The 17299-nt window shown below is 76.1% G+C and carries 16 protein-coding genes; 13 read left to right on the forward strand and 3 right to left on the reverse strand.

The window, feature by feature from the left end; genetic code table 11:
• Positions 1–2: 2 nt before the first annotated feature.
• On the reverse strand, positions 3–1586 hold the full coding sequence (locus ABZ858_RS14625; protein ID WP_361377195.1) for a PP2C family protein-serine/threonine phosphatase: 1584 nt from the start codon (positions 1584–1586) through the stop codon (positions 3–5).
• 379 nt (positions 1587–1965) lie between these two features.
• Here ABZ858_RS14625 and ABZ858_RS14630 point away from each other — a divergent pair, with 379 nt between their 5' ends.
• The 6 genes from ABZ858_RS14630 to ABZ858_RS14655 are packed head-to-tail and all read left to right on the forward strand — an operon-like array spanning position 1966 to position 8161.
• On the forward strand, positions 1966–2814 hold the full coding sequence (locus ABZ858_RS14630; protein WP_361376771.1) for an STAS domain-containing protein: 849 nt from the start codon (positions 1966–1968) through the stop codon (positions 2812–2814).
• Complete coding sequence (locus ABZ858_RS14635) at positions 2811–3179, forward strand: STAS domain-containing protein (protein WP_361376774.1); 369 nt, start codon at positions 2811–2813, stop codon at positions 3177–3179. The genes ABZ858_RS14630 and ABZ858_RS14635 overlap by 4 nt, the downstream gene beginning before the upstream one ends.
• The gene (locus ABZ858_RS14640) at positions 3176–3595 is read left to right on the forward strand and encodes an anti-sigma regulatory factor (protein WP_361376777.1); all 420 of its coding nucleotides are present in this window, start codon (positions 3176–3178) and stop codon (positions 3593–3595) included. The genes ABZ858_RS14635 and ABZ858_RS14640 overlap by 4 nt, the downstream gene beginning before the upstream one ends.
• Positions 3583–4629 (forward strand): ATP-binding protein, encoded by a 1047-nt coding sequence (locus ABZ858_RS14645; RefSeq protein ID WP_361376780.1) that lies wholly within the window; start codon positions 3583–3585, stop codon positions 4627–4629. Before ABZ858_RS14640 ends, ABZ858_RS14645 begins: the two co-directional genes overlap by 13 nt.
• A 23-nt stretch (positions 4630–4652) precedes the next feature.
• Positions 4653–6542 (forward strand): ATP-binding protein, encoded by a 1890-nt coding sequence (locus tag ABZ858_RS14650; RefSeq protein ID WP_361376783.1) that lies wholly within the window; start codon positions 4653–4655, stop codon positions 6540–6542.
• Positions 6539–8161, forward strand: a complete 1623-nt coding sequence (locus ABZ858_RS14655) for a fused response regulator/phosphatase (RefSeq protein WP_361376786.1) — start codon at positions 6539–6541, stop codon at positions 8159–8161. Before ABZ858_RS14650 ends, ABZ858_RS14655 begins: the two co-directional genes overlap by 4 nt.
• 102 nt (positions 8162–8263) lie before the next feature.
• Here ABZ858_RS14655 and ABZ858_RS14660 read toward each other — a convergent pair whose 3' ends face one another.
• Positions 8264–9208 (reverse strand): LysR family transcriptional regulator, encoded by a 945-nt coding sequence (locus tag ABZ858_RS14660; RefSeq protein ID WP_361376789.1) that lies wholly within the window; start codon positions 9206–9208, stop codon positions 8264–8266.
• Between the two features lie 100 nt (positions 9209–9308).
• On the opposite strand from ABZ858_RS14660, the gene ABZ858_RS14665 reads away from it, so the two are divergent.
• From ABZ858_RS14665 to ABZ858_RS14695, 7 genes are all read left to right on the forward strand, one after another.
• Positions 9309–10154, forward strand: a complete 846-nt coding sequence (locus ABZ858_RS14665) for an alpha/beta fold hydrolase (protein ID WP_361376792.1) — start codon at positions 9309–9311, stop codon at positions 10152–10154.
• Positions 10155–10286: 132 nt separating this feature from the next.
• On the forward strand, positions 10287–11315 hold the full coding sequence (locus ABZ858_RS14670; protein WP_361376795.1) for a ketoacyl-ACP synthase III: 1029 nt from the start codon (positions 10287–10289) through the stop codon (positions 11313–11315).
• Positions 11312–12052: a glycosyltransferase gene (locus ABZ858_RS14675; RefSeq protein WP_361376798.1), complete on the forward strand. Its 741-nt coding sequence runs from the start codon at positions 11312–11314 to the stop codon at positions 12050–12052. Before ABZ858_RS14670 ends, ABZ858_RS14675 begins: the two co-directional genes overlap by 4 nt.
• Positions 12052–13530 carry a class I adenylate-forming enzyme family protein gene (locus ABZ858_RS14680; RefSeq protein WP_361376801.1) on the forward strand — a complete coding sequence of 493 codons (1479 nt, stop codon included), beginning with the start codon at positions 12052–12054 and terminating at the stop codon, positions 13528–13530. Before ABZ858_RS14675 ends, ABZ858_RS14680 begins: the two co-directional genes overlap by 1 nt.
• Positions 13527–14309, forward strand: a complete 783-nt coding sequence (locus ABZ858_RS14685; protein ID WP_361376804.1) for a glycosyltransferase — start codon at positions 13527–13529, stop codon at positions 14307–14309. Before ABZ858_RS14680 ends, ABZ858_RS14685 begins: the two co-directional genes overlap by 4 nt.
• Complete coding sequence (locus ABZ858_RS14690; RefSeq protein ID WP_361376807.1) at positions 14306–15427, forward strand: cytochrome P450; 1122 nt, start codon at positions 14306–14308, stop codon at positions 15425–15427. The genes ABZ858_RS14685 and ABZ858_RS14690 overlap by 4 nt, the downstream gene beginning before the upstream one ends.
• Entirely contained in the window at positions 15424–16371 is a 948-nt protein-coding gene (locus tag ABZ858_RS14695; RefSeq protein WP_361376810.1) for an NAD(P)-dependent oxidoreductase, read from the forward strand. Before ABZ858_RS14690 ends, ABZ858_RS14695 begins: the two co-directional genes overlap by 4 nt.
• Before the next feature lie 394 nt (positions 16372–16765).
• On the opposite strand, the gene ABZ858_RS14700 is transcribed toward ABZ858_RS14695, so the two are convergent.
• Entirely contained in the window at positions 16766–17293 is a 528-nt protein-coding gene (locus ABZ858_RS14700) for a sigma-70 family RNA polymerase sigma factor (RefSeq protein ID WP_361376813.1), read from the reverse strand.
• Between the last annotated feature and the right edge of the window lie 6 nt (positions 17294–17299).

Consider the following 17299-nt stretch of genomic DNA (forward strand, 5'->3'; position numbering starts at 1 on the left):
GGTCACCTGTGCCTCCTGCGGTCCGGGTCCGGTGCGCCGCCGCCGGTGTCCGGCTGCGGGCCGGTCCTGGGGGCGCTGATGGCCAGTACGGCGATGTCGTCGTGGTTGCCCGTGCCCAGCCACTGGGCGGCGAGCATCCGGACGCGTTCCACGACGGCCTCCGCGGGCATCCCCGCGCACTCCGCCAGCGCCCGGCGCAGCCGTGACTCGCCGAACATCTCGTCGCCCAGCGGGCCGCCGCGGGCCTCGGTGATGCCGTCGGTGTACAGCAGGCATGTCTCGCCGGGGGCGAGGACCGTATCGGCGGTGTGGGCGGTGACCTCGGGCAGCGCGCCGACCAGGGTGCCGCGGGTGGGGGCCTCCTCCACCTCGCCGTCACGGCGGACGATCAGGGGCGGGAGGTGCCCGGCGCTGGTGAGCCGCAGATGGGCGTGTCCGTCCCGGCGGCTCACGGAGGCCAGGACGAGAGTGGCGAAGCGGGTGTGGTGCGAGGTGAGCAGGGCCCCGTTGAGGAGGGTCAGGATCTGCTGGTGGTCCGCGGCCAGGGGCAGCAGGGCGTGCAGGGTGTTGCGGATCTTGCCGGTCAGCACGGCCGCGTCCAGTCCCTTGCCCGCGACGTCCCCGAGCACGGCGAAGGTCTCCTGGCCGGGTCCGGCGGCGGGGTGGAAGTCGTAGAAGTCCCCGCCGACCCGTTCGTGGTCCTTGGCGGGGCGGTAGCCCGCCGCGTACTCCACGCCGTCCACCCGGCGCAGCACGGGCGGCAGGAGGTCGCGCATCAACGTGGCCGTGATGGAAGCCTGTTCGGTGTAGAGCCGCGCGGCGGACAGGGCGGCGCCGGCCCGGGCGGCGAACAGCCGGGCGAAGGCCTCCTCGCCCTGCGAGAACGACCGCTCGGTGCCGGAGCGCAGCAGGACCAGGGCCCCGGCGGGCACCCCGTGGCCGGGCAGCGGAGCGACGATGACCGAGCCGACCGGGCCCGAGAAGCCCTCCGGGAGCAGCCAGTGGGGAAGGTCGTCGGGGTTGATCCAGCGCGCCGGGACGGGCGGGAAGCCCTGCAGGGCCTCGCTGAGGCCGGGCACGTCACCGGCGTCGATCTGCCGGGTCGCCCGCGTGGCGGGCTCGCCGCGCCGCGCGTAGGTCAGGCAGTGGCGGCGCCCCTGCGGCGGGGCGACGAGCACGGCCGCCTCGGCGAGGTGCTCGGCGGCCATGGTCGCGGCCAGCGCCATGCAGCGCGGCACGTTCAGGGTGGACAGCAGGGTGCTCGACGCCTCGGCCAGGATGCTCGACCGCTCCCGGGCGCTGTCCAGCGCCTGCCGCGCCTCGCGCCGGTCGGTGTCGTCGACGAGCCACCACACCACGTCGCCGTCGGCGGACGGGGAGGGGTGGGCCTCGACGTGGCGTTCGGCGACGATGCCGCTCGGCGGGCCGCCGACGGTGGCGTCCCCGCCCTCGACGACGTGCCGGTGGGCGGCGCAGAGCCAGGCGGGCGCGGTGTCGCGGAGCCGGTCACCGGCGCGGGCCCCGGGCAGCAGCGGCCGGGCCGCGCGGTTGATCCGGACGAGGGTGCCGTCGCGGTCGACGACCAGGACGGGGCAGGGGGCGTCGTCCCACGTCGCACCGACACCGGCGGCGGGGTCGCGCGGGCCGGCCGGAGAGCCGCGAAGAGCGCACACAAGCAGAGGCACGCGTGCCGCGCACCTCACCACCTTCCTGCTCTGGGAAACAGCTTCCTCCTGGGAAGAGTTCCGTATCCCCGGGCAAGAAGCAAGCCACCCCCGGCCCCCGCCCGGCCTCCTGCCCGGGGGGCCGGGCGGCTGCCCGAAAACCCCGTCCACCAGCGGCGACAGGCCCCCGGGGCGGCCGGCCGCGCCCCTGCCCGGGGCCCCGAAGGGGCCGCGATCACACGATGCCCGGTTCACGTATCGTCTACCCGACCTACTCAATCAAGTGTTTGCTGGAGAAGACGTGGCGACAGAGAGCAACACGCAGCTTCTGGTCGAAACACTGACCACACAGCGTGACTCGTTCCTCTCGCGCTGGACCAGGACGGTCGGTGACGAGTTGCAGGGCCGGCTCAGCACCGCCGAACTGGGGCGCGAGCTGGGCGAGTTGTACGACGCCATCGTCCGTGGCATCACCATCCGCGGGCTGGACGGCCGCGGGGAGCATTTCAGTGAGGTCCGCAGTCTGCTGATCGAGCTTTCCCGCAGTCGCGCCCGGCAGGGTTTCACCTCGACCGAGACCGCCAGGAGCGTCTTCGCCCTCAAGGAGGTGCTGGAGCCGTCCCTGACCGACGACGAGGAGGGCGCGCGCGTCTACCTGCAGTTCGCCCGGCTGCTCGACGACCTCGGGCTGCTGACGACCGAGGCGTACGTCCGCACCCGTGAGGAGATCATCTCCTCGCAGGCCGAGCAGCTGCTCGAACTCTCCACGCCCGTGGTCAAGCTGTGGGACGGGGTCGTCGGGGTGCCGCTGGTGGGCACGCTGGACTCGGCGCGCACCCAGGTGGTGATGGAGAAGCTGCTGCAGACCCTGGTCGACAGCGACTCCACGCACGCCATCATCGACATCACGGGTGTCCCGACGGTGGACACGCAGGTGGCGCAGCACCTCCTGAAGACCGTGCTGGCCGCGCGCATGATGGGCGCGCAGTGCACCATCTCGGGCATCCGGCCGCAGATCGCGCAGACCATCGTCGGGCTGGGCATCGAGTTCGGTGACATCGCCACCAACGCCTCGCTGTCCGACGCGCTGCGCCAGGCGGTCCAGGAAGTCGCCCGTGACGCCGAGGACGACGTGCGGGGCCTGCTGTGACCGACCGCATCCCCGTCCTCAAGATCGGCGAGGTCCTGCTGGTGTCCATCCAGACGGACCTGGAGGACCAGATGGTGATGGACCTCCAGGAGGACCTGTCGAACCGGATCGTCGCGACCGGTGCCAAGGGTGTCGTCATCGACATCTCGGCGCTGGAGATCGTCGACTCCTTCGTCGGGCGCATGCTGGCCACCAACGCCTCCATCTCCCGCATCCTCGGCGCGGAGACGATCGTCGCCGGCATGCGGCCCGCCGTGGCGATGACCCTGGTCGAGCTGGGCCTGTCCCTGAAGGGCGTGCGGACCGCGCTGAACCTGGAGCGCGGGCTGAAGCTGCTACGGCGTCTCAGCGCGGACCGAGGATGAAGGACTACGGCGCGGCGAGCGCCTCGGTCGAGACCGTCCCGGTCGCGGGCAGCGGGGATGTCGTCTCCGCCCGGCAGATGGTGCGCGTCCTCGCTCAGCGCAGCGGTCTGTCCCTGGTCCACCAGACGAAGCTGGTGACGGCGGCCAGCGAACTCGGCCGCAACATGCTGATCTACGGGGGCGGTGGCGTGGTGAGCGCGGCGTCGGTGGCCGACGGGGGCCGCTCCGGCGTCTTCGTGGAGTTCCGGGACGAGGGCCCGGGCATCGCGGACATCGAGCTGGCGCTGACGGACGGCTGGACCTCGGGCAACGGCATGGGACTGGGACTGAGCGGCGCCAAGCGGCTCGTCGACGAGTTCGACATCGTCTCCGGTGCGGACGGCACCACGGTGCGCATCCTCAAGTGGGGCCGGTGAACGGCACGCTCGTCTCCGAGGCCGGAGACGTGTGCTGGCTGCGCGCCGACATCGCGCTGGCGGCGGCGGCCCGCCGCGAGGCGGGCCGGCTGGCCCGCGACATCTGCTTTCCCGAGGAGCTGGTGGCACGCGTCGAGCTGTGCGTGACGGAGATGGCGACCAATCTCCTCAAGCACGCCGAGGACGGCTCCCTGGCCGTGCGGGTGGTGCGGGTGCGCGGCCGCGCGGCCGTGGAGTGCCTGTCCCTGGACAGCGGCCCCGGCATCGCGGACGTCGGCCGTGCGCTGCACGACGGCACGTCCGGGGCCGGCAGCCTGGGCATCGGCCTGGGGGCCATCGTCCGGCTGGCCGACACGGCCGGTGTGCACTCCCTGCGCGGCCGGGGCACGGTGGTCCACGCGCGCTTCTGGGCGGACGGCCCGCCCCCGGCGCCCGGCCCGGTGCGGACCGGTGGCCTGACCCGTCCGATCAGCGGCGAGCAGGTGTGCGGCGACACCTGGGCGGTGAGCGCGGTGAGCGGGGACGGCTCCAACGCGCTGCTGATGATGATGTGCGACGGGCTCGGGCACGGTCCGCTGGCGGCCCGGGTCGCCGACCGGGCCAGGGAGGCGTTCCGCGACAGCCGCCGGACGACTCCGGCGGCGGTGCTGGAGGACGTCCACCGGGGGCTGCGCGGCACCCGCGGCGCGGCCGTGGCGATCGCCCTGGTCGATCCGGCCGCGGAACGCGTCCAGGTGAGCGGCGCCGGCAACATCACGGCGCTGGTCACCGACGGCGAGACGCGCAGCGGCCTGCTGTCCATGCCGGGCATCGCCGGGGTGCAGCTGCCCCGCTCGCGCACCTTCGAGGCGGCGTTCCCGGCCGGTGCCGCCCTGGTCATGCACTCCGACGGCCTCAGCGACCGCTGGCGCCCGGCCGACTTCCCCGGCCTGTTCGGGCAGGACCCGTCCCTGGTCGCCGCGCAGATCCTCAACCAGGCCGCGGTGCGCAGGGACGACGCCGGGGTCGTCGTGGCCGTGCGCAGGCAGCCGTGACGCCGGGGCCGTCCGTCCATGAAGTGATCACGCTCGCCCTGCGGGAGGAGGGCGACGTGGTCGCGCTGCGCCGGTGCACCCAGGCGGTGTGCCGGGCCCTCGGCCTGACGGGCAGTTCGCTGGTCCGGCTGACCACCGTGGTGAGCGAGGCCGGCGAGCACCTGCTGGGGGCCACGGGCCTGCGGGCGCGGCTCTGTCTTGAGGAGTCCGAGACCGTCGCGCTGACCGTGTGTTTCGGCTGGCGCGGGGAGCGCCGTCCGTCCACCACCCTGCTGGGCGCGGCGAACCGCCTGCTCGACGGCAGCCGCCTGTCGTCCCCGGCCGACGGCGGCGGCCACGGTCTCGTCCTCACGCAGCACACCCCCGCGCCGGCGGCGGCCGCGCGCGCTCTCGCCGATGACCTGCGCGGCCGGCTCGCCGGCGCCGACACGGCGTCCGATCTGGTCGAAGCGCTGCGCACCCAGAACCGCCAACTGCTGGCCGCGCTGGAGGAGTCGCAGAGCCAGCAGGACGAACTCCAGCGGCTGAACGCGGAACTGGAGGAGACCAACGCCGGAGTGGTCGCCCTCTACTCCGAACTGGCGAGCGAGCTGGAGGAGACGAACAGCGGGGTCGTCGCCCTCTACGCCGAACTGGAGGACAAGACCCGCCAGCTGGAGATCGCGCACGCCGACAAGACCCGGTTCTGGGCGAACGTCAGCCACGAGCTGCGCTCACCGGTGAATTCCGTCATCGCCCTGTCCCGGCTGCTGCTGGACACCGGCGCGGACCCGCTGACCGACGAGCAGCGCCAGCAGGTCGCGCTCGTCCAGGCCTCGGGCAGCACCCTGCTGGCCCTCGTCGACGAACTCCTGGACGTGGCCAAGGCGGAGTCCGGCCGGCTGGAGCCGCACCCCGCCGACACCGATCTGCGGGCCCTGCTGCACCAGTTGCGCGGCACGCTCCAGGGCACCGCGCGGCCCGGGGTCGCCCTGCGCATCCCGGACCACGGACAGCGCGGGCCCCTGGTCACCGACGAGGTCATGCTGACCAGGGTCCTGCGCAACGTGCTGTCCAACGCCCTGAAGTTCACGGCCGGCGGCTCGGTGACGCTGGACGTCAGCGAGGACGAGCATCCCCGGGGCGCACGCTTCGTCTTCCGCGTCCAGGACACCGGCGTCGGCATCCCGGCCGACGAACTTGAGCGCGTATTCGAGGAGTTCTACCAGGTGCGGGGGCCGCATCAGCGCGGCCGGCACGGCACCGGCCTCGGCCTGCCCTACGCGCGCAGGCTCACCGAGCTGCTGGGCGGCAGGCTGACGCTCGACAGCGAGGTGGGCCTGGGCACCCGGGTGACCGTCGAGATCCCGGCCCGCCCCGTCCGCACGGTGCCGCCGCAGGAGGCGGACCCCGCAGGGGCCGAGGGGGGACCGGAGGCAGCCGAAGGGCCGGCGGCAGCCGGGCCGGACCATGGGCGACGCCCGCCGCCCGCCGTGGGAGAGCCGGTGCGGTCCGTGGTGGTCGTCGACGACGACGTGGCGTTCCTGGCCGGCTTCCGGCCGCTGCTCGACGGCCTCGTCGAGTCCGTCACCGTCCTCACCGACAGCGGCCGGGCCGCCGCCACCGTGGAGCGCGAACGGCCGGACGCCGTGCTCCTCGACCTGACCATGCCCGGCACGGACGGCTACGAGGTGCGCCGGCTGCTGGCCGCGCGGCCGGCCACGGCGGGCATCCCCGTGATCGTCCTGACCGCGCTGGAGGACTCCGCCGTGGACCGCGCCCGGCTGGCCCCGGTCCGCGCGGTGCTGAACAAGTCACGCCTGACCGCGGCCAATCTCGCCGCCGCCCTGCACCGGCCGCGGTCCGGGCCGCCCGCGCGGCAGGCTCCTCCCGCCGCACCCACGACACCGCCCAGGGCCGAGGAACCCCGATGACGCACCGACCCGACACGGACACCAGTCCCGCGCACATCCTGGTGGTGGACGACGCCCCCACCAACCGGTACGTCCTGAGCACCACCCTGCGCCGGGCCGGGCACCGGGTCACCGAGGCCGAGGACGGCACGCGGGCCCTGGAACTGCTCGCCGGGCCGGGCCCGTTGCCGGAGATCGCCATCGTCGACGTACGGCTGCCCGACATGACCGGGTTCGAGGTGTGCGAGCACATCAAGAACGACCCGGCCACCGCCGCGGTGCCCGTCATCAACATCTCCGCCTCCGCCATCAGCGCCGACGACCGGACGCAGGGCCTCTACCGGGGCGCCGACGCCTACCTCGTCGAGCCCATCGCCCCCGGCGAACTGCTCGCCACGGTCACCGCGACGCTGCGCTACGCCCGTGCCCGGCGCCGCGCCGAACTCCTCGCCGACCGGCTGCGCCTGCTCAACCAGCTCACCCTGGCGCTGTACAGCGCCTCGGACGCCCATGAACTGGCCCGCGTCACGGCCGAGGGAGCGGCGGCCGTCTTCCGGTGCGAGGTGGCCGCGTTCCTCACCACGCCCCAGGGCGGCCCGCTGGTCGCCCACACCTGGCTCGACGGCCACGACGGCCCGGACCGGCCCGCGGTCGCGCAGGTGCACTCCAGCGCGCCCTGGCCGCAGCGGCGCGAGCACACCGGCGTACCGGACGGGCCGGCGCCGGGGCCCGACCTGCCCTGCCTGCCGCCCGGCCTCAAGGCCGCCGAGCGACGCCGTACCGTCGTCGGCCGGGCCAAGGCCGAGCGGCCGCCGGTGGTCATCGTCGCCGCCGCGGACGCCGTCACGACGGCGGACGACGAGCAGTTGCTGACCCAGCTCACCCAGGCCACCGCCCTGGCACTGGAGGCGCTGCGCAGCTACAGCGAGGAACACGCCCTGGCCCTCACCCTGCAACGCGGCTTCCTGCCCGAGTCGCTGCCGGAGACGGCACGTGCCGATCTGGCCGTGCGCTACCTGCCCGCCAGCGAACGCACCGAGATAGGCGGGGACTTCTACGAGGCGATCAACACGCCCGCCGGCCTGGTCGTGGCCGTCGGCGACGTCGCCGGGCACTCGCTGGACGCGGCCATGGTCATGGGCCAGGTACGGCACGCGCTGCGCGCCTACGCCGTCGAGGGGCATCCGCCCGAGGTGATCCTGTCCCGCCTGGACCACCTGCTGACGTCCGTGGAACCCGGCGCCACGGTCACCCTCTGCGTCGTCCTGATCGAGTCCGGCTCGGACACCCTCCACATCGCGAACGCCGGTCATCTGCCGCCCCTGCTGCGCGGCCCCGGCGGCACGACCTCCTACGTGCACGAACACGGTCCGCTGCTCGGGCTCGGCCTGCCGCACCCGCCCGCCCACAAGGTCGAGGCGCCGCCCGGCTCGCTGATCCTCCTGGTCACGGACGGCCTGGTCGAGCGCCGCCATGTGGACCTCCAGCACTCGCTGGACACCCTGGCCGCCGTGGCCGGGGAGACCGGCACGGACCCGGAGGACGTCTGCGCACACCTGCTCGACCGGCTGCGCCCGGACGGCAGCGACGACGTGGCACTGATGGCCGTACGCCTCAACGCCGCCCGCGTCGACGGCTGACCGGCGTACGGGCGTACGGGCGTACGGGCGTACGGGCGTACGGGCGTACGGGCGTACTGCCGCAGGGTTTCCAGACGTACGGCGGCAGGGGCTCCGGACGTATCAGACGACCCCCTCGGCGCGAGGGCCGAGGCGCTGGTCGAGCGCGGCCCCGACCGTGGGGCAGTCGTCGCGGATGACGTCGAGGAAGGCGTCCAGCACCGGGGAGCGGTCCCGGGCGGTGAAGGAGAGGACGAGGTCGGGCAGGGGTGTGCGCGGGGTCACCTCGCAGAACCACGTGCCCGGGCGCGGGGCCGCCAGCATGCGCGAGGGCCCCAGACCGACGCCGACGCCGCAGGCGGCGAGGCCGATGATCGTGTGGATGTCCCGGGCGAAGGCCGCGCCGGACAGCGCGGGGCCGTCCTCGCCCAGCAGGGCGCGCAGCCCGGTCAGCAGGGCGGGTTCGTCCTCGCCGGCCGCCAGGATCAGCGGCTGGCGGCGCAACTGGTCCACGCTCACCGACGGCCGCCCCGCGTAGGGGTGGGCGGTGCTCACCACCGCGATCAGGTGGTCGTGGCCGACCGGCACGGACACCAGGTGTTCGGCTCCGGCGCCGCGCGGCCTGCCCAGCGTGACGGCGACGTCCAGTTCGCCGGCGGCGAGCGCGGCGGTGCTGCGGCTGGTCGCCATCTCGTGCAGTTCCAGGCGGACGCCGGGCCGGACGCGGCCGAAGCGGCGCAGCACACCGGGCAGCGGTTCCAGCAGCGCCGAGGCGATGAACCCGAGCCGCAGCCGGCCCGTCTCACCGCGCGCGGCGCGGCCCGCGTCGGCCGAGGCCGCCGCCATCTCGTCGAGCGCCTTACGGGCCCGGACGAGGAACGCCTGCCCGGCGGCGGTCGGGAACACCCCCCGGCGGGTGCGGTCGAACAGCCGGGCCCCGACCTCCCGTTCGAGGTCGGCGATCTGCTTGGACAGCGGCGGCTGCGCGATGCCCAGCGCCCGGGCCGCCCGGCCGAAGTGCTCGTGCTCGGCCAGGGCCAGCGCGTACCGCAGGTGCCGTGCTTCCATGTCCGCCCCTCCCTTCCCCGGCGATATCCCACAGGTATCACCGGCCAGCTTGCCAGATCTTCCGCTGGATGACCGAGCCCGGATCGCGTGGAATGCGCTCATGACACCTCACTCCCCCACCGGTACCGTCCTCGTCCTCGTGCACGGCGCCTGGCACGGCTCCGGGCACTGGGCGGCGACGCAGCGCGCGCTCGCCGGACTCGGTGCCGCGAGCGTGGCCGTCGACCTGCCGGGGCACGGCTTGGACGCGCCGCTCCCCAGCGGCTACCTCCTGCCGGGCCAGCCCGGCCTGTCCACCGAGAAGTCGCCGCTGGCGTCCGTGACGATGGAGGACGGCGCGGACGCCGTCCTCGACACACTGCGCCAGGTCCGCAGCGCCCGCCGGGTCGTGCTCGTCGCCCACAGCGCGGGCGGCGGCCCGGCGTCGCTGGCCGCCGAGCGCGCACCCGAACTCGTCGACGAGATCGTCTACTTGTCGGCCTTCGTCCCCGCCGGACGGGCGCGGTTCCTCGACTATCTCGGCGGGCCCGAGAACGCCACGGCACGGGGGCAGCACCTGACCCTCGGCGACCCCGAGGCGCTGGGCGCCGTACGGATCAACCCGCTCTCCCCGGACGCCGGTTACGTCGAGGAACTGCGGCAGACCCACTACCACGACGTCCCGCCGGAGCGCTTCGACCGCCTGCGCTCCGTGCTGAGCACCGACCTGCCCCTGGCGTTCCCGTCCGCCCCGGTCACCGTGACCGCGGCGCGCTGGGGGCGGATACCGCGGACGTTCCTGCGCTGCGCGGACGACCGGGCGCTGCCGCCGGCCGTGCAGGACCTGATGATCGCGGAGGCCGACCGGGCGATGCCCGGCGCCCCGTTCACCGTCCGCACCCTGCCGGGCGGCCACAACCCGTTCGCCGCCCGGCCCGGCGCACTCGCGGCGGCGCTGCTGCCGTGAGCGGCCGGCGGACAGGAGCAAAGCCGCCGGAGCCACCCGGCGAGACGCGGCTCCCCCCGGGCCGTCTACCCATGCCGGTCTGAGTACGCGTGCTCAGGCAGGCTGTCCGGGCCCGCTCGTAGTGTCCCTGTCATGCACACAGACCACGCTGCCCGGGGCGCTGTCCCGCGGGTGGGCATCATGTCGGCGGCCTCCTGCCTGCCGGCCCGCGAGGTGACGTCCGAGCGGCTGCAGGAGCAGCTCGCCGCGGCGTCCGGGCTGCGGATGCCGCCCCGGATGCTGGAACGGGTCACCGGGATCCGCTCGCGCCGGGTCGCGGCGGACGGCGAGTACGCCTCGACGCTCGCGGTGCGGGCGGCGCGCACCGCCCTTGACCGGGCCGGGCTCGCGCCGTACGACGTCGACCTGCTGGTGTTCGCCTCGGCCACGCGGGACATGGCCGAACCGGCCACCGCCCACGCCGTGCAGGCCGAACTGGGCTCGCGGGCGCACGCGCTGGACGTGACGAACGCGTGCAACAGCTTCCTCAACGGCATCGACACGGCCCGGGCGATGATCCTGGCCGGGCGGGCCCGCCGGGCGCTCGTGGTCACCGGGGAGACGCCGAGCCGGGCGGTGCGGCGCGCGCCGTCCGGTCCCGAGCAGCTGCGGGACGGCTTCGCGGGCTACACCTTCGGGGACGCGGGGGCCGCGGTGGTGCTGGCGGCGGTGGACCGGGGCGGCATCCTCGACGTGGACACCGAGACGCACTCCGAGCACTGGCGGGTCGGCGGGATCTTCGGCGGCGGGTCGCGCCATCCGCGCGGGGACGATCACACGTACTTCCGGGGCGACGGCGCCGAACTGCGCGAGGTGTTCGAGAAGGTCGGCACCTCGGTCCTCGACCGGATGCGGCAGCGCACCGGGCTGGCCTGGGAGGACTTCCGGCACGTCCTCGTGCATCAGGTGACGGTGCCGTACCTGGAGCGGTTCGTGGAGCTGACCGGCGTCCCCCGGGACCGGCTCGTGCTCACGGTGCCCGAGCTGGGCAACATGGCCAGCGCCACGCTGGGTGTGCAGCTCGACCGCGTGCACGCGGGGCTGCGCCCCGGCGACCGGGTGCTGTTCGTGGGCCTGGGCGGCGGCGTGAGCATCATGACGACGGTCTGGGAGAAGGCGTGAGCGCGCTGTGGGTGGTGGTGCCCGCCCATCAGGAGGCCGCACGGATCGGCGCGACCCTTCAGGCGCTGGCCGGCCAGCGGGACCGCGACTTCACGCTCGTCGTCGTCGACAACGCCTCCACCGACGCCACCGCCGGCCTGGCCCGCGACTTCGCCCGCCGGGCGCCGTTCCCGGTGCACGTGCTGCGCGAGGAAGAGAAGGGGGTGGGCTGCGCGGTGGACACCGGATTCCGGTACGCCATCGGGCGCGGCGCGACCCTGCTGGCCCGCACCGACGCCGACTGCCTGCCGCACCCCGGCTGGACGGGCGCCGCCCGCGACGCCCTGCGGGGCGGCGCCGGCCTGGTGTGCGGCCGGATCGACGCGCGCCGCGACGAGCACGGGCCGCTCGGGCGGGCCGCGTTCCGCGCCCTGGTGCGCCTGGCCGCGCTGTTCGGGCGGGTCCGCCCGGCCCACCGGCGCCGGCACGGCTACCTCGCCCCGTACCGGATGCACGCCGGGAACAACATGGCCGTCACCGCCGCGCTGTACGAGGCCGTGGGCGGCATGCCGCGCCGCCCCTCCCCCACCGACCGGCTCTTCCTGAACCGGGTGCGCCGCCACACCACCGCCGTCGTGCACGCCCGCGCCATGGTCGTGGAGAACTCCACACGGCGACTGCGCGCCTACGGCCTGGCCGGCACCGCCCGCTGGTACCTCGGCAAGGGGCCTGGCCGGCACGGAGAGGACCCGCGCTGATGATCGACTCCCTCGCCCACACCCTGCGGGCCCGGCCCGACCGGCCCGCCCTCCTCGGCACCACCCGCACCGGTGCCGTACGGGTCAGGGCCACCTGCGCAGACCTGGCCGACCTCGGCGACCGGTACGCCGCCGCCCTGCACGCCCGCGGCATCGGCCGGGGCGGGACCGTCGGGGTCGCGGTGCGGCCCGGGCCCCGGGCGCTGGCCGTGCTGCTGGCCGTGCACCGGCTGGGCGCGCGGGCCGCGGTGCTCGACCCCGGCGCCGGGCCGGACGTGCTGCGCGCCCGGCTGGCCCTCGCCGAGCCCGGCCTCGTCCTCGCCGACGCGACCGCGCAGGCGGTCGCCGGGTGGGCCCGCCCGCTCGCCCGCCGCGCCCACCTCGCGCTGCCGGACCTGGCCGGACTCGGGCCGGTGGTCACCGTCGGACCGCGGCTGCCCGGCTGCGCGCCCGCCCTGGACGACGGGGCGCGGGCCGCGGTGCCGCCGCGCCCGGTGGACGAGGACGCCGACGCGGTCGTGGTCTTCACCTCCGGCACCACGTCCCGGCCGCGCGCGGTGGTGCACACCCGGTCCTCGCTCGCCGCCGGTATGGCCACCGTGACCGAGCTGGTCCGGCCGCGGGCGGGGCGGCCGGTCCTGGGCGGGACGTTCTTCGTCCTCGTCCCGTCCCTGGCGAGCGGCGCGCCGGTCGCGCTGCCCGCCCGCTCACCGCGCGTCCTGGCCCGCCAACTGCGCGAACTCAGCCCGCAGGCGACTTACCTGACGCCTCCTCAGTTGCGGTCGGCGCTGGCGCGGGGGGCCCGGTTCACGGGCCGGGTGTGGACGGGTTCCGCCCCGGCGAGCGCCTCGCTGCTCACCCGGGTCAAGCAGGCGGGCGCCCAGGAGGCGTGGGGGGTGTACGCGCTGACCGAGCTGTTCCCGGCAGCGGCGGTGGAGCAGGCCGAGAAGGCCGCCCACACCGGCGGCGGCGATCTGGCCGGCGCCGCGCTGCCCGGGGTGGAGGCGAAGGTGGACGGAACGGGCGAGCTGCTGGTGTCCGGTCCTGCGGCCCGGGACCGTTACCTGGGCGAGGAGCCGGACCGCTGGGTCGCCACCGGCGACCGGGCCCGGCTGGAGGAGGGCCGGATCGTGCTGGAGGGCCGCGTCAAGGACATGGTGCTCAGGCGGGCGGAGAACATCTATCCGGGGCTGTACGAGCCGTCCTTGCAGGTGCCCGGTGTCGAACTGGCCGTACTGGTCGGCGTACCGGCCGGGGACGGCGACGAGCGGCTGGTCGCCGTCGTGCAGCCGGAACGGGGCGTCGGCCGCCGGGAGCTGCGGGCCGCGCTGGCCGGGCCGCTGGAGCGGATGGGGTCCGCCCGGCCGGACGCGGTGCTGCTGGCCGAGGTCCCGCTGTCCGGGCGTTCCCGCAAACCCGACCGGGCGGCCGCCGCCCGGCTGGCCGCCCGGCGCCTCGCGGAAGGGGGCCGGCGATGAACGCCGCGCCGCCGGCGGCGGCCGGGCCGCTGTGGGTGGTGGTGCCCGCCTACGACGAGGCGGCCTCGATCGGCGCCACGCTGGCCGCGCTGGCCGCCCAGACCGACACCGGCTTCGCGCTGGTCGTCGTCGACAACGCCTCCACCGACGCGACCGCCGCCGTGGTGCGCGGCTTCGCCGCCACCGCGCCGTTCCCCGTGCACCTCGTCCGCGAGGACGAGCGCGGCACGGGCGCCGCCGCCGACACCGGCTTCCGGTACGCCATCGGGCGCGGCGCGACCCTGCTGGTGCGCACGGACGCCGACTGCCTGCCCGCCGCCGACTGGATCGCCGCGGCGCGCGCCGAGTTCGGGCGCGGGACCGAACTGGCCTGCGGGCGCAGCCTCCCGCGCCGCGACGAGCACCCCTCGTTCGCCGAGCGGTACCTGCTGCCCGCGGTAATCCGCACGACCGCCCTGTACGGCCGCTACCGCCCGGCGCACCGCCGCCCGCGCCACCGCGCGCCCTACGTCCTGTGCCACGGCCACAACCTCGCCGTCACCGCCGACCTGTACCTGCGCTGCGGGGGCACGCCGCGGGTGCCGCTGGAGGGACCGCCGGAGGACGTCGGCCTGCTCAACCGGGCACGCGAGCACAGCGACCGGATCGCGCGGGCCGAGCGGATGGTGGTGCACACCAGCCTGCGGCGGCTGCGGGCCTGGGGCGCCCGCCGCACCCTGTTGTGGAACTGGGACCGCCGCTATCTCCCCGCCGACCCGCGAGAGGTGCACATCCGATGACCGCCACGACCGGAGTGCGGGCGGCGCGCGGCCGGGACCGGCGGGTCTACACCCGCTCGCACCCCGCGCTGTTCGCGCTGCTCGCCCTCACCCGCCGCCGCCCCGTGACGCGGCTGGGCCGCGCGGTACTGGTGCACGGCACCGACGCCTGCCGGCACGCCCTGACCCGTGTCCCGCTGGACCGCGCCGCGGCCGGCACCACCGGCGGCGCCGTCCGCGCGCTGTCCTCGGGCGGGGCGCTGTTCGACGAGGCGGGCGCCGGGCACCGGGCCGCCCGGCGCGCGGTCGCCGACCCGCTGGGCGCGGCCGGTGTGGAGCTGCTGCGCCCGGTGTGGCGGGAGGTCCTCGACCGGCGCCTCGCCCCGCTCGGCGCGGGCCGGTCCGTGGACCTCGTACCGCTGGCCCGGGAGCTGGCCGGGGCCACGGTCTCAGCGCTCCTCGACGTCCCCGGGGACCCCGAGCGCATCGCCGGGGCGGCCGGCCGCGCCGCCGCTGCCGCCGTGCGCGACCACCTGCCCGGACCGCGCCCGCCCGGCGCCGCCCGGGCGGCCGTCGCGGCGACGGCCCGGCTGGAGGCCCTGCTGCGCCCGGCCGGGTCCGGCGCGGACGCGGCCCTGCGGGCGATGCTCGCGGTCGCCGCCGTCAACACCACCGTGGCGGCCCTGCCGCGCGCCGCCGCCTGGTGCGCGGACGCGGCGCTGTGGGACCAGGCCGCCGACGACCGGCTGCGCCCGGCGCTGGTGGGCGAACTGCTGCGGGTGATCGCGCCCTCCCCGCTGCTGCCGCGCGTGGCGGCGGCCGACGCGGACCTCGGCGGGTGCCCGGTACGGGCCGGGGACCGGCTGATCCTGGTGGCCCGGCACGCGGCGCGGGCCCACGACCTCGCGCCGGACGCCCACCACCCGGCCCCGCCCGCCGTGGCCCAGCTCGTCTTCGGCGCCGGGCCGCACGCCTGCCCGGGCGCCCGGCTGGCCCGCGCCCAGCTCGACGACACCCTCGCCGCGCTGGCCCCGTACCGTCCCGCCGTCCGGCGCGCCCGCGTGGACCGGCGCGCCGCGCTGCCCGGCTGGCGCACGCTCACCGTCCGCGCCACGAGCACGGCGCAGGAGGACCGGTGACCAGGATCGCCGTCACCGGCGCGAGCGGCTTCTGCGGCGCTCACGTCGCCGTCGCCGCCGCGGCCCGGGGCGACGAGGTGCTGTGCGTGGGCCGGCGGCCCGGGCCGGTGGGCCGGCACGTCCCGTGGGACGCCGCCCGCGAGGTGCCCGACCTGTCCGGCGCCGACCTCGTCGTGCACTGCGCGGCGGCGGTCGGCGACCCGGTGCCCGGCTCCCGCGCCGAGGCCGCGATGCGGGCCGTCAACGTGCACGGCACGGCCCGGCTGCTGGCGGCGGCCGGGGGCCGGCCGGTGGTGTGGGTGAGCAGCGCCAGCGTCTACGCGCCGGGCCCCGGCCGCTCCCGGATCACCGAGGACCATCCGGTGCGCGGCCAGTCGAACGCGTACGGCCGTACCAAGGCCGCCGGAGAGGCCCTCGCGCTGGCCGGCGGCGCCGTCGTGCTGCGGCCCCGGGCGGTCTACGGCCGCGGGGACCCGCATCTGGTGCCCCGGCTGCTCTCCCGGGTCCGGCGCGGCCTGCTCCTGCTGCCGGGGCCCAGCGTCCGTCTGAGCCTGACGGCCGTGGAGAACCTCACCGACGCCTGCCTGGCCGCCGCCGGCTGGCCGCCGGCCGCCTACAACATCGCCGACCCGGTGCCCTACGACCGGGACCGCGCGGTCCAGGCCGTCCTGCGGGCCCACGGCGTCCGGGCCAGGGTCCGGCACGTCCCGCCGGCTCTCGCCCGCTCGGCGGCACGGGCCGCCCTGACCCTGGCCCGACTGCGCCCGGACACGGAACCGTTCCTCACGCCCTACGCCGTCGACCAACTGGCCGACCCGGTCGTCCTGGACGTGACCAGGGCCGAGTCCCTGGGGTGGACAGGGCGGCGCGTCCTGGCGGACTACACGGCGGAACTCGGGGGTGAGGCGGAGGGAGGGGTGATGGCCAGGACGGGCCGCCGCTGACGGGAGGTCATGCGGCGGGCAGCCCCGGCCTCCACCGGGCAGCGCGGGTGACGGGCAGCCCCGGCCTCCACCGGGCAGCGCGGGTGACGGGCAGCCCCGGCCTCACCGGGCAGAGCCGATCAGGCGGCGGCAGCCTGGCCTCCTCCGGGCGGAACCGGGCGTGGGCGGTAGTCCGGTCGCCACCAGGCAGAGCGGGTCATGTGGCGGGCGGACCGGCTCTCTCCGGGCAGAACCGGTCGTCGGCGGCAGCCGACCCGCTCCCGGCGGAGTCGGTCATACGGCGGGCGGACCGGCCCTCTCCCGGCAGAACCGGACATCGGCGGCAGCCCGGTCGGTCCCCTACCGGCGGACCCGGTCATACCGCGGCCGCCCAGCCCCCTCCCGGCAGAGCCGGTTACGCGGCGGGCAGCCCGGTCTCCTCCAGGGAGCGGCGCAGGCGGTCCAGGCCGCGGCGGGTGTGGCTCTTGACGGTGCCCAGTGGCCAGCCCGTGACGTGGGCGATCTGCGTCTGGGTCAGGTCCTGGTAGAAGGCGAGCCGCAGCACCCGGCGCTGCGGCTCGCTCAGCCCCCGCAGCGCCTCTCCGACGACGAGGCGGTCCAGCGCGGCCTCCGGGTCCCCGCCGGCCCCCTGCCCCGGTGGCGGGAGGAGTCCGGCCGCCGCCGCGGTCAGTTCGGCGCGCCGGGTACGGGCGGCGAGGGCGTCCGCCACCTTGCGCCGGGTGATGCCGACCAGCCAGGCGGGGAACGGTCCCCGCTCGGCGGCGTACCCCCCGCGTCCGCGCCAGGCCGCGGTGAACACCTGCTGGGTCACGTCCTGCGCCTCGCACGTGTCCCCGAGTGCCTGCCGGGCCAGACCGTGGACGAGCCCGGACCACCGTCGGTGCAGGCCCGCCCAGTCACCGATGTCGTCGCGGTCGCGCATGCCGGG

The sequence above is a fragment of the Streptomyces sp. NPDC047017 genome (assembly GCF_040644175.1).
In the GTDB taxonomy this organism is placed as follows: domain Bacteria; phylum Actinomycetota; class Actinomycetes; order Streptomycetales; family Streptomycetaceae; genus Streptomyces.